Origin of the sequence: Leptolyngbya sp. GB1-A1, assembly GCF_039962475.1 — a bacterium.
Lineage (GTDB): Bacteria > Cyanobacteriota > Cyanobacteriia > Elainellales > Elainellaceae > Leptolyngbya_A.
This window is the reverse complement of the sequence record NZ_JAMPLI010000089.1, coordinates 1-10,394: the sequence shown is the minus strand read 5'-3', so window position 1 is coordinate 10,394 and position 10,394 is coordinate 1. Positions and strand designations below refer to the sequence as shown.

The 10,394-nt window shown below is 50.4% G+C and carries 11 protein-coding genes and 29 tRNA genes; 3 read left to right on the top strand and 37 right to left on the bottom strand.

The genetic code is table 11. The features are described from left to right. On the top strand, nucleotides 1-338 hold a 338-nt coding region (locus NDI45_RS29765), incomplete at its 5' end, for a DUF3883 domain-containing protein (RefSeq protein WP_348249937.1). A gap of 47 nt (nucleotides 339-385) precedes the next feature. Here NDI45_RS29765 and NDI45_RS29760 read toward each other — a convergent pair. The 31 genes from NDI45_RS29760 to NDI45_RS29610 form a co-directional block, all read right to left on the bottom strand. Continuing rightward, nucleotides 386-460: transfer RNA gene (locus NDI45_RS29760), tRNA-His, on the bottom strand. Nucleotides 461-466: 6 nt separating this feature from the next. Next, nucleotides 467-538, bottom strand: a tRNA-Ala gene (locus NDI45_RS29755). A 4-nt stretch (nucleotides 539-542) separates the two neighbouring features. Next, nucleotides 543-615 (bottom strand) — tRNA-Arg (locus tag NDI45_RS29750). A gap of 5 nt (nucleotides 616-620) precedes the next feature. Continuing rightward, nucleotides 621-695, bottom strand: a tRNA-Val gene (locus tag NDI45_RS29745). 238 nt (nucleotides 696-933) lie between these two features. Further along, nucleotides 934-1,004 (bottom strand) — tRNA-Met (locus NDI45_RS29740). A gap of 2 nt (nucleotides 1,005-1,006) precedes the next feature. Continuing rightward, nucleotides 1,007-1,079, bottom strand: a tRNA-Val gene (locus NDI45_RS29735). A gap of 5 nt (nucleotides 1,080-1,084) precedes the next feature. After that, nucleotides 1,085-1,159 (bottom strand) — tRNA-Lys (locus NDI45_RS29730). Nucleotides 1,160-1,193: 34 nt separating this feature from the next. Beyond that, nucleotides 1,194-1,265 (bottom strand) — tRNA-Lys (locus tag NDI45_RS29725). Between the two features lie 3 nt (nucleotides 1,266-1,268). Further along, nucleotides 1,269-1,343, bottom strand: a tRNA-Pro gene (locus NDI45_RS29720). 5 nt (nucleotides 1,344-1,348) lie between these two features. After that, a tRNA-Ile gene (locus NDI45_RS29715) sits at nucleotides 1,349-1,426 on the bottom strand. A 1-nt stretch (nucleotide 1,427) separates the two neighbouring features. After that, nucleotides 1,428-1,503: transfer RNA gene (locus tag NDI45_RS29710), tRNA-Leu, on the bottom strand. A 5-nt stretch (nucleotides 1,504-1,508) separates the two neighbouring features. Next, nucleotides 1,509-1,582, bottom strand: a tRNA-Leu gene (locus NDI45_RS29705). A gap of 3 nt (nucleotides 1,583-1,585) precedes the next feature. After that, nucleotides 1,586-1,664, bottom strand: a tRNA-Pro gene (locus NDI45_RS29700). Between the two features lie 5 nt (nucleotides 1,665-1,669). Then, nucleotides 1,670-1,746: transfer RNA gene (locus NDI45_RS29695), tRNA-Leu, on the bottom strand. 5 nt (nucleotides 1,747-1,751) lie between these two features. Continuing rightward, nucleotides 1,752-1,828 (bottom strand) — tRNA-Leu (locus NDI45_RS29690). Between the two features lie 51 nt (nucleotides 1,829-1,879). Further along, a tRNA-Gln gene (locus NDI45_RS29685) sits at nucleotides 1,880-1,953 on the bottom strand. 7 nt (nucleotides 1,954-1,960) lie between these two features. Then, a tRNA-Gln gene (locus tag NDI45_RS29680) sits at nucleotides 1,961-2,037 on the bottom strand. 5 nt (nucleotides 2,038-2,042) lie between these two features. After that, nucleotides 2,043-2,117: transfer RNA gene (locus tag NDI45_RS29675), tRNA-Asn, on the bottom strand. Between the two features lie 5 nt (nucleotides 2,118-2,122). Next, nucleotides 2,123-2,195: transfer RNA gene (locus NDI45_RS29670), tRNA-Phe, on the bottom strand. Between the two features lie 5 nt (nucleotides 2,196-2,200). Beyond that, nucleotides 2,201-2,283, bottom strand: a tRNA-OTHER gene (locus NDI45_RS29665). A gap of 5 nt (nucleotides 2,284-2,288) precedes the next feature. Then, nucleotides 2,289-2,366, bottom strand: a tRNA-Arg gene (locus tag NDI45_RS29660). A 92-nt stretch (nucleotides 2,367-2,458) separates the two neighbouring features. Continuing rightward, nucleotides 2,459-2,543 (bottom strand) — tRNA-Tyr (locus NDI45_RS29655). A gap of 10 nt (nucleotides 2,544-2,553) precedes the next feature. Continuing rightward, a tRNA-Glu gene (locus NDI45_RS29650) sits at nucleotides 2,554-2,630 on the bottom strand. A 145-nt stretch (nucleotides 2,631-2,775) separates the two neighbouring features. Then, nucleotides 2,776-2,846 (bottom strand) — tRNA-Trp (locus NDI45_RS29645). Between the two features lie 2 nt (nucleotides 2,847-2,848). Then, nucleotides 2,849-2,923 (bottom strand) — tRNA-Ile (locus NDI45_RS29640). A gap of 8 nt (nucleotides 2,924-2,931) precedes the next feature. Further along, nucleotides 2,932-3,003 (bottom strand) — tRNA-Cys (locus NDI45_RS29635). A 90-nt stretch (nucleotides 3,004-3,093) separates the two neighbouring features. After that, a tRNA-Arg gene (locus tag NDI45_RS29630) sits at nucleotides 3,094-3,167 on the bottom strand. A 2-nt stretch (nucleotides 3,168-3,169) separates the two neighbouring features. Continuing rightward, nucleotides 3,170-3,246: transfer RNA gene (locus tag NDI45_RS29625), tRNA-Glu, on the bottom strand. Nucleotides 3,247-3,252: 6 nt separating this feature from the next. Next, nucleotides 3,253-3,328 (bottom strand) — tRNA-Asp (locus tag NDI45_RS29620). A gap of 196 nt (nucleotides 3,329-3,524) precedes the next feature. After that, complete coding sequence (locus NDI45_RS29615) at nucleotides 3,525-3,911, bottom strand: alr0857 family protein (protein ID WP_348249936.1); 387 nt, start codon at nucleotides 3,909-3,911, stop codon at nucleotides 3,525-3,527. Between the two features lie 28 nt (nucleotides 3,912-3,939). After that, a complete protein-coding gene (locus tag NDI45_RS29610) occupies nucleotides 3,940-4,470 on the bottom strand; it encodes an HNH endonuclease (protein ID WP_348249935.1) in 531 nt (176 codons plus the stop codon). A 392-nt stretch (nucleotides 4,471-4,862) separates the two neighbouring features. Here NDI45_RS29610 and NDI45_RS29605 point away from each other — a divergent pair, with 392 nt between their 5' ends. After that, on the top strand, nucleotides 4,863-5,255 hold the full coding sequence (locus NDI45_RS29605) for a hypothetical protein (RefSeq protein WP_348249934.1): 393 nt from the start codon (nucleotides 4,863-4,865) through the stop codon (nucleotides 5,253-5,255). 162 nt (nucleotides 5,256-5,417) lie between these two features. Continuing rightward, nucleotides 5,418-5,630: a hypothetical protein gene (locus NDI45_RS29600; protein WP_190791264.1), complete on the top strand. Its 213-nt coding sequence runs from the start codon at nucleotides 5,418-5,420 to the stop codon at nucleotides 5,628-5,630. 181 nt (nucleotides 5,631-5,811) lie between these two features. Here NDI45_RS29600 and NDI45_RS29595 read toward each other — a convergent pair whose 3' ends face one another. From NDI45_RS29595 to NDI45_RS29570, 6 genes are all read right to left on the bottom strand, one after another. Next, a complete protein-coding gene (locus tag NDI45_RS29595) occupies nucleotides 5,812-6,756 on the bottom strand; it encodes a DUF5996 family protein (RefSeq protein WP_348249933.1) in 945 nt (314 codons plus the stop codon). Between the two features lie 35 nt (nucleotides 6,757-6,791). Beyond that, nucleotides 6,792-7,067: a UBP-type zinc finger domain-containing protein gene (locus tag NDI45_RS29590; RefSeq protein WP_348249932.1), complete on the bottom strand. Its 276-nt coding sequence runs from the start codon at nucleotides 7,065-7,067 to the stop codon at nucleotides 6,792-6,794. A gap of 36 nt (nucleotides 7,068-7,103) precedes the next feature. Next, nucleotides 7,104-7,682 carry an antibiotic biosynthesis monooxygenase gene (locus tag NDI45_RS29585; protein ID WP_348249931.1) on the bottom strand — a complete coding sequence of 193 codons (579 nt, stop codon included), beginning with the start codon at nucleotides 7,680-7,682 and terminating at the stop codon, nucleotides 7,104-7,106. Nucleotides 7,683-7,724: 42 nt separating this feature from the next. After that, nucleotides 7,725-8,342, bottom strand: coding sequence for an FMN-dependent NADH-azoreductase (locus NDI45_RS29580; RefSeq protein ID WP_348249930.1), 618 nt, complete (start codon nucleotides 8,340-8,342; stop codon nucleotides 7,725-7,727). Between the two features lie 149 nt (nucleotides 8,343-8,491). Then, on the bottom strand, nucleotides 8,492-9,154 hold the full coding sequence (ycaC, locus tag NDI45_RS29575) for an isochorismate family cysteine hydrolase YcaC (protein ID WP_348249929.1): 663 nt from the start codon (nucleotides 9,152-9,154) through the stop codon (nucleotides 8,492-8,494). A 612-nt stretch (nucleotides 9,155-9,766) separates the two neighbouring features. Then, nucleotides 9,767-9,982: a hypothetical protein gene (locus tag NDI45_RS29570; protein ID WP_348249928.1), complete on the bottom strand. Its 216-nt coding sequence runs from the start codon at nucleotides 9,980-9,982 to the stop codon at nucleotides 9,767-9,769. Between the last annotated feature and the right edge of the window lie 412 nt (nucleotides 9,983-10,394).

Below are 10,394 nucleotides of genomic sequence, written 5' to 3'. Positions count from 1 at the left end.
TAATTTCAGGCAAGAAATGCCGCCACTTGAACAGAGCAGCAGTAGCCATCGGAGGGCGAGAAGGCATAACGGGGCTTGTCTACCTTACCAGCGGCTGTTTTTGCGACACAACCGATGGGCGCGATCGCTTCATCGAAGTCAAGACAACTGCCTATGGTAAGCAAGTCCCCTTCTTCGTTTCCCAGAACGAGGTAATGGTCTCCCAGAATTACAGCGATCATTACCATCTATACCGTGTATTTCGATTCCGGGATGATCCACGGCTATTTACACTTACAGGCGCATTGAATCAAATTTGCAACCTGAGTCCAGTACAGTTTGTTGCTCGGATTGCGTAGGCGATCGTATTCCTGATTCCATTTATTCAGTTTTTCATCATCTTAAGGGTGCCTAACGGGACTCAAACCCGTTAATGCCCAGCTTCACAGGCTGGTGTCTCGACCATTTCGACTTTAGGCACCATCAGTGGAGTCGATCGGACTTGAACCGATAACCTCGTTCTTGCAAAGAACTTGCTCCGCCATTGAGCTACGACCCCAAGGCAGGAATGGCAGGATTTGAACCTGCATGGAACCGTTTAGAAGACGGTTGCCTTATCCATTAGGCGACACTCCCATGATTGGTAGTCCTGATAGGAATCGAACCTACAACCTCTCGCTTGTAAGGCGCTTGCTCTCCCGTTGAGCTACAGGACTATAAGAGCGATCGATGGGACTCGAACCCATGCGCTGAGTGTGGCGCACTCAGATGCTCGCCGCTACATCACGATCGCGAATTGGAGCGATCGACGAGACTCGAACTCGTTTCTCCTGGTTAGAAGCCAGGGGTGCTTGCCACTGCACCACGATCTCATTCTGGGGCTGGCGACAGGAGTTGAACCTGAAGGCTGTACGAGAGCCTCATGTTTCCTGTTACATCGCACCTGCATTTGGACGCGGGGGTGAGAGTTGCACTCACCGATCGCAGCTTATGAGACTGCCGAGCTGCTCTTGCTCTATCCCCGCTATACCCCCGGCGAGAGTCGAACTCGCAACAATCCGGGTTAAGCCAGACACGTCTGCCAATTGCGTCACAGGGGCATCTTTGGTGGGCGCTGTAGGAGTTGAACCTACGTCAGTCTCCTTAAGAGGGAGGTGCATCACCGTTCTGCCAAACGCCCAATTTTTTATTGCTCAACCAAAGGTTGAAGTTCGTGGGTCGCCCAGGGGTTGAACCTGGATGATTCCGCTTAAAAGGCGGCTGCATAACCGCTCTGCCAACGACCCGAATGGTCTGAGTGGTAGGGATTGAACCTACGACCTCCGGTTCCCCGAACCGACGTGCTCCCACTGCACCACACCCAAATATTTGGTACACCGAGCAGGAGTCGAACCTGCTAATAACACGCTTATCGGGCGTGCGCGTCCACCACTTCCGCCTTCGGTGCTTGGTACTCCCGGTGGGAATCGAACCCACAAAATCTAGATCCTCGGTCTAGAGCGTCTTCCCTTCCGCCACAGGAGCATCAGTACCCTTGGTGGGAGTCGAACCCACAAAATCTGGTCTCTGAAGCCAGCACGTCTGCCAGTTCCGTCACAAGGGCAAATGGTCGGGATGGTAGGATTTGAACCTACGACCTTCCGCTTCCAAAGCGGTAACTCTCAACCAAGCTGAGCTACATCCCGATAGTTGGTACTGCTGGTGGGAGTTGAACCCACAACCTCTGGTTTCTAAGACCAGCACCTCTTCCAGTTGGGCTACAGCAGCATAATTGGTACTCCTGGCGGGAGTCGAACCCGCACATTGACTGGTTTTGAGACAGTCGCCTCTTCCGTTGGGCTACAGGAGTATGAAACAGGAGGATAGAGAAATTGACCCAGTAACCTCTCATGTCCCCCGACTGGGAAGGAAGGAATCGAACCCTCAAACACTTGATTCAAAGTCAAGTCGCTTTACCTGTTTGCGTACTTCCCAATAAGATTGGATGCCGAGGCTGGGGTCGAACCAGCGTCTCCGTGATTCAGAGTCACAGCGACTTTCCATGTCGTCCACTCGGCAATGAATGGCTGCCCCAGCAAAAGTCGAACTTGCAACCGTGCGGTTAACAGCCGTCCGCTCCGCCATTGAGCTATGGGGCAATGAGTGGGAAGTGACAGGATCGAACTGCCTTCTCGCCGTCTTCAGCGGCACGTGAGCACCAGCTTCACCAACTTCCCACAAGCGGAGAGCAGAGGAATCGAACCCCTAGCCCAAGGACTACCCTGGTTTTCAAGACCAGTTGCCGACCATTCAGCGGTACCCTCCATGATTGGCGAGGACGGAGGGACTTGAACCCCCACTCTTCAGGTTCGTAATCTGAGATGTTCATCCAGTTACACCACGTCCTCACGCAGCGGAGAGCAGTGGAGTCGAACCACAATTGTTCATCCATTTATTTAGCAAACAGCGCCGATCGCCTGATCGATTTACTCTCCATAATTGGTAGGTCGGGCAGGAGTCGCACCTGCAACGCAAGAAGCGGCTGTTTTACAGACAGTTGCCCACGCTGATAGGCGAGCCGACCCATGTTGAATTTGGCAGTGCCGACGGGAGTTGAACCCGCAAGCATCGACTTGAAAGATCGACGGCTTTACCAATTTGCCTACGGCACCAAACTTTGAGATTTCTACAGCGTGCAAGTTTGAGAAGCTGTTTTTTCAGCCTCCAAGTTAGCGGAGGCTGTAGGAGTCGAACCTACTTCGCCGTTTAGGCGAGTGACCAGTATGTAGGCTTCTCGGATGAGGGCACACCGTAGAACGCACAGACGAGGATTTGAACCTCGAACAACGGTTTTGGAGACCGCAATGTTGCCGTTACACCATCTGTGCATTGGTCGCAGCGGCGGGAATTGAACCCGCAATGACCAAGTTATGAACTTGGGGCTTTGCCATTAAGCTACGCTGCAATAATTGAACTCCAGGGAGAGAATCGAACTCTCGCTAGTTGGTTTTGCAGACCAACGCCTTCCCACTTGGCGACCTGGAGATTTGGTGGAAACGTGGGGAATTGAACCCCAATCTTGCAACCGTCCGTTTGTTGGTTTCGGAGCAAGTGATGCCAATCCGTTCCCACGAGCGAGGATGACAGGGATCGAACCTGTGACCACTTGTCTCGGAAACAAGCACTCTGTCCATCTGAGCTACATCCTCATTGGGAGCATCGACGGGGGTTGCACCCGCTTCTCCATGCTTGAGAGGCACGGCGACTTCTCTATTCGTCCACGATGCTACAAGGCGGGGGAGATGGGATTTGAACCCACGATCTTTCGCTCGACAGGCAACTGCTTTGAGCCAGACTAAGCTACACCCCCAAAGGTGGCATTTATGCGATTTTCAAGGTTCGGAGGGTTTACTACAGCGCCTTTGTGAGAGGTTGTAGTGTTGATACTACATTTATACTACAAAAGTGCTACAAGTTGTCAACCCTGTACTACAACTTTTTTTCTTAAGTAGGAGGGCGATCGGGAAAGAAATGCTTGTATCGCCCTCTCCTACTGGGTCCCCCCGTTACGCTAGGGAGGAAATATGGGCTTCACTCATCTGCCACAGTTTGTAGATCAGGAACTCGGTGCGATTGCTCATCACCGCCAAGAACATCCCTTCGTGAGCATCCTTGTCCTCGGCAATCCAACTTCCGCTCAGCCCAACTTCCACAAACTCCTCATCTACAGCAATGAGGGTGGCTGCTGAGCCATACTCCCGATCTAGTGCCATCCCCAGCACTTTCAGTTCAGAAATATCCGCAGGCAGCAGAAAGGAGGCACAACCGGGTTCAACATGGAGCGTTTGCCCTAACCGCATTGCCAGGAGGACTCGCTGGGCAATCAACAGTTCGGGGTTGGTCGTGGTCCGCTCCATGTACAGCCCAACATCGGTGTAGTTCAGCTTCAACATCGATCGTGCCTCCTTTTTAGGCTTGAGGTCAGGTGTCAACAGGTTGCTGTTCTTTCCAAAACTGCTCGGCAAAGGCGATCGCTGGATGCATTGGTGCTTTGGGTTTGGCTCTCAGTACCATTCCGGTTTCATGCAGGAGGCGATCACCTTTGCATGAATTGCACTTCTCGCAGGCGGTCACTACGTTGTCCCAGGTATGGGTTCCGTCTTTTGAGCGGGGAATCACGTGATCCAGCGTCAAATGCTTGGTGCTGCCGCAGTACTGACAGGTGTGGTTGTCGCGACGAAAGACTTCCCGTCGATTTACAGGAGGTACTTTCCAATGCCGCTCTGGATTGCCACTGATCAACCGGATGTGATCTGGGATTTGTAGTACGACGCTGGGAGAGCGGACTTCCCATTGCTGGGTGCTGCTGAACTCCAGGGTCTCCGCCTGCCCGGTAACCAGAAGCACGATCGCCCGTTTAAGGTTAATTCGTGCCAGGGGCAGGTAGTTCTTAGAAAACACCACGACCTGGTTCTGAAGTATTGGAATTTTCTGTCGCTGCTCGGTCTGCATGAGTTTTCTCCTCAAAAAATAACCCCCGCCTCTGAACACCAGGAGCGGGGGTTGGGGAAGTTAATATGGCTTTCCCTATGTCGGTGTCAGGGTCGCCCTGCACCTCCCGCTGCTAGTCAGTTGATCCGAATTGAGTCGTCCGGCGATGTTACTATCAATGCCTTCTCTGACGGATTTACCGCCGCTAAACCAATACGTCCCCTCAAACGCAAACAGCGCCGCTGCTCTGCCTAGACCGTGTTGAGGTCGGCACTGCAGGGCGCTGCTTAAGGTGGTGAGAAGGATGCGTATCATGGAAGGCTGTAGTATTTGTATTACAAATCCGAATGTCTACATACTACATTTGTAGTATTAAATTGTCCACCCTTGATTGAAATTTAGGATGTTCGGTTATGGATACACGCAAGCGGGGTAGCACTTCGGAAATGCAGGTGACGAGTATCCGACTGGAACCTGAACTGAAAGAGCGATTGCGGGAGATTTCTGGTGAACAGGGCTATCAAACCCTGATTCGAGATGTGTTTTGGCAGTTTGTGGAACAACGGATGGGGGTGGATGAGGTGCGACCGTATTCAGCCGAGGATAGGCGATCGCCCTCTTATCCCCCATTGTTATCCATGTCAGATATTCGAGCCACGTTTAGGGCGATCGCACAGCAACATGAGCAATGTGCGATTACAGGTAAGACTATTCACCCACAACAGATGATGTGTTTAGGGCTGACAATCAATGGAGCTATTGTTCCATTCCTCCTTGGGGATAGCTTGAGTCAATCAAGTGGCTAAAATTGCACTTATCTCTATCTGATTATTACCGAGGTTTCCCGGAAGGACAAGCATTTCAGGCGCAATAGGAGGGCTTTCTGGAGCAGAAGTATATGGGGCGATCGCTCAATGAAGAGTGCTGGGCGTGCAGTTTGTTGATGGCAGCCGAAGCTCGCAAACTTCATGATGAAGAGCTTGGAGGCGATGGCTGCTGGCAGGAGGTGTGCCACAGTCGGCGGTCTTATTACCGGAAAGGTCGGAGCAGAGGGGCAGGGCGATACTCTTCCAGGCAAAGTGACCGGTATTGAGGAAGGTGTCGAGGCTGATGGCTACCAAGTTTTGAACATCATTGGTGTATTGCCAACGAGTTCCTTCCAGGCTGAGGAGAAATCTTAGTTTGTCTGCATTCTCAGGGGAGCGATCGCGCCAGAATGCCCTGACGGGTTCCCAAAATTGGAGTAATTGCCAGTAGGTTCATCGGAATTGTCCTTCACGCTCAAGGGTTAAGCGTCCAATAAACCAGTCTGCGAAACTGTCCTACATTTCACCACTTAAGATCTGCCAGTTAAACGCCAATTTAGGAATGCAGTTGCGACTTAAACGTCAACTGCTGAAGTTCCTTTTGATTCCAGTTGCCTAACCTGGCGGCAGCTTCGTAGGTGCTTTGCAAGAACTCTAACAACATCTGATCCGGTGATTCTGCCTCGCGGACAGCGTCATAGGGCAAAATAAATTCGCCTAACTCTTTATTGTAAAAGGCAGCATCGGGACGAACCTCAGCCTGCTTAAACCCATCGGGTTCTGGGTACGCATAGGAATAAAACGCTGGGTATGATAATCCAGCTCCGGGCCAAAATCCTGCGCTACTGACTTCCTGGGAATAGGCTTCCTGCGCTACTGCATCCGGTAGGTTTGGCACCCCTCCTGGATGTGCAGGAGCCGATCGCCCCGAAAAGCGCGTCACTGCTAAATCAAAACTCCCCCAGAAAAAATGAACCGGACTAACCTTGCCGGAAAAATGGGAGCGAAATTCTCGAAAGACGCGATCGGACTGTAGCAGCACTCGCCAGCATCGATTGGCATAGCCCGCATCATAAGCAGCATGGGTTTCATCCTGCTCAAATCGAATTGGATTGGGGACTTCATTTGGTTTGGTGTTAATTGTGATGTGAAGATCTAATTCTCTCAGAGTTTCCATCACAGTCTGATAAAAATCAGCAACAGAGCGAGGGTAGAGTGCGATCGCTCGTCTTGCCCCTTCGCTGGTTTGAATCAGCAGCTCATGATCAATGAAATCAAAGTCGATTTGAAAGATGCGGCTGCCATAGGGAATCGTAGAAGTGGTCAGTCCCCGAACGGTTAAATAGAGGGGAATATGCCAGGAATGATTAATCCACGGAGTTTGGGCAAATCGGATTTTGCCAATGATTTGAGTCCACATGTGCAAGGTGGTATAGGTTTCTTGCCATGCGTCCAGGGGTAGACTCGGCCAAATATCCGTTGGGGCAGGCTGATTTGACATCGTGGTTTCCTCGCGAGTAGAAAAGGGGTGCGTGATCAATAGTTCTTCTGTTGTCCGTCGGCAAAGCACCACAGCCATTGTTCTCCCAATTCTGCTGAACTGATTACCGCGTGTCCGCTCTCTTCGTAATGGCGGCGAGCGTGTTGATTTTTAGACGAGTCGCAGCACAGCATTTTGCCGCAGGTCTGACAAATTCTTAAATGTACCCAGCGATCGCCAACTCGCAGGCATTCCTCACAGCGGAATACCGGGTAATTGGCTTTTGAAATCATAGTCTCTAGCGTCAGTTCGTTCAGGTGTTGACAAGACATGGAGGATTCCTGTGAATGTGCAAGATATGTACTTGATCAAGCGGGATACAGCCATTTGCGAAAGAGTTGAGTGAGGCACGGCATAATCACGTAGGTCAGCAGGGCAACCGTTAGACCTGTAACCAACAAGGTTCTGAGCAATACCGGAAGCTCCGCTAGGAGCGGTACTAGCAAACGATTGAGAATGGATATCGTGAAAAACACTCCCAGCCATGTCACGATCGCCATCTTGTAGCGCGGAGGTGGAGCCTTCATAGGCTTGTTGGGAAGTGTAAACCAGGTTTCTAGACCTGTCAGGGTTTGAATGGTTTCAGGCTTTTCAATCAATGGTTGTAACCGCTCCAACCATTCTTGCCGCACACTGGATTCCAGCCAAGTTTTGAGGTTGTTGTAATGATCAAATCTGACGATTGCCACATATTCAGGATGAGCGGGGTTACAGGGGCGAATTACATTGACCCCTAAATGTCCCTGAAATTGATGAGCAGCCGTCGCAATCCCGTGCAACCACTCCTCATATCCCTGCTCACGTCCAGTTCGGATGAGGTGAGAAATAATGGCGGTTACCTGATAGGTGTCTTCATCGGTACCCACAACCAGTGGATCTAGCATCACACATGACCTCAAAAACTTTATCTGCCCAAAAAGCGATGATAGTTAATGCGCGATCGCTGCTTGTAAGGCAGATTGGGCATTAGCGATCGCCAAATTACGGGCTTCATCCCCCAGATTAAGGCTATCGGCATAGATAAACTCAATATCCGTGATACCAATAAACCCAAAAATGAGTTGCAAGTAGGGTGTTTGTAGATCATAGGCATGAGTCGGGCTACCTTCGGGGTAGGCTCCTCCCTGCGCCATAATGATCGTCATCTTCTTGTTGTGAACCAGCCCCTTGTAACCTGCTTCATCAACGGAGAATGTACGTCCCGCTCGCACAATCTGGTCAAGATAAGCTTTGAAGTTGGCAGGAATGCTGAAGTTATACATGGGGATACTGAAAACGTAGCGATCGGCTGATAAAAACTCGTCGATCAATTCGTTGGACATTTGAATTGCAGCGGCTAACTCAGGTGTATGTTGATCGGATGGAGTAAATGCAGCCGCGATCCAGTCTTCGCTCACAAAAGGAACAGGGTAATGCCCAATATCACGGTAGGTGATGGTGTCGTTGGGATGAGTGGTTTTCCACTGGTTAATGAACTCTTTAGAGAGCGTGCGAGAGATGGAGCGATCGCCACGCGGACTCGCATCTAAATGGAGAATGTGGGTCATAGGATAAATCTCAGATTGTGAATGAAGAATGTAGCGGAGACGAATGAGCAACCGCTGGCGATCGCCCCTATTCTATGCACGAAATCATCCAGTGCTGCTGCAATGCCGCAAATGAACTGGATCACTGAGCAATGACAGCATTCACTTAGTTACACACGAGTCATGAGGCGTTCGCGATTGGCAGAGCCAGCATTTGATGTTGCTGCATAGCTCGTCATTAGGTTTTTGTAGTCAGGACTAAACCCTGCAAGGAGATTACCTAGCCCTTCAATATCGTTACGCCAATCACGGTGCAATTCACCCACAACGCTATACCAATTGACCAACTGAGCGCCAGCACGAGACATCCGATCCCAAGCTGCATCGCGACAGGTTTCATTGAAGGTGCCAGAGGCATCGGTGACAACAAAAACGTCATACCCTGCCTCCAATGCTGAAAGTGTGCAAAAAGTCACACAGACATCCGTGACAATTCCGGCAATAATCAATTGCTTCTTACCAGTTGCTTCTACGGCTTTAACAAATTCCTCATTGTCCCAAGCGTTGATCTGTCCGGGGCGCGGAATGAAGGGCGCATCAGGAAACTTCTCCTTCAGTTCGGGCAGGATGACTCCATTGGGACCGTCCTCAAAGCTAGTGCTCAAAACAGTAGGCAGGTTGAAAAACTCGGCTACACTTGCTAGCGCTAGCACATTATTTTTGAAGTCGGCGGCACCAATATCACACACAAGCGAGAACAGTCCAGTTTGGTGATCCACCAGTAGAACCGCAGCATTATTCTTATCTAGACGATTGTACTTGAATGTAGACATTAGGTAATTCTCCTATTTGAGTGATTGGTGAATGAGGAATTGCAGAATGAAATCAAAAGCTAAACATCTCTGCTTGTGCTTTTAAGTGAAACGTCTGTTTACCCTCAAGGGTTGATGACGTAAGCGATCGCGCCATGAACTAAGTCTGCAAGACAACGCCAAATTTCATCACTTAAGCTCCGCAAGTTAAGCACAGAGTTAAGATTTTCGTGTCACGTGCCCAAAGAGCATTCGCCCAGTTGCACCTTGAATATTCATGCCTTCAAGCATGAAACCGTGCAATTTACTTGCTCAATCCATTTGCATGACTGTTTGCACAAATTCAATATAGGTGGTCGCCTTCAAGCTGTCGCCTACAGCAAGTTAAATTCTTTACAGTGCAAATTGATAGAGTAACCATGCCATCGCAGAGTAGAAGGCTGGCTCTAACTTAAGTTAGAGTCCGAATTTGATCGAAAGTACATTCATACAACCGATCGACCATCAATGTCTGAATGCAAAATCCGGTAGCGATGTCCCAGACCTTTGATGCGGGCGAGACCTGTTTGCCCCCGGATGAAGCGGCTGTCACTACGAGCTATTGCCGTGAACCGACGACAGACCCTGGCTGCCTCAACGCTTCAGCAATACAGCTCTCGATTCCGAGGCAGCCTGCGGGAGATCTTGAATCTGAAGCCCTAGTCCCCTAAGGGACAGCAATTTTTCAGGCACTACTCGGCTATTGAGAAGCGCCTGCTGCTGTTCCTCAACAATGAGACGGTGCCGCCGACCAATCATTCCAGTGAACAGGCAATGCGCTGGAGCGTGGTTTTTCGCAAGGTCACCCATGGCTTTTGCTCCGATTGGGGTGCGGAGTTGTTCGCCTAGGTGTGGTCGTTGGTGAATACGGCTCGCCGTCAGAGTATCTCTGCCTTCCAGGCTATTCCCCATGCCCTTGCCTCACACCAGTCTGACTGGCTACTGAGTTGAGCAATTACAAGTCAGGATATAAAGACCTATACAAGGAGCTTTATATCCTGGAGTTTGGCAAGCGATATACTTTGGAAAACGGATGACAGTCCTTCATCGGGGAGCATTCAATGATTACCCTGCCTGGAATTACTATCCACAGCAAAATCTATGAGAGCTTAGCTTCTTTGGTGTATCGGGGCATCAGAGAGCAAGATAACTGTGCAGTGATTGCCAAAGTTCTCAAGCAGGATTATCCCTCTCCTCAGGAATTAACTCGCTATCGGCAGGA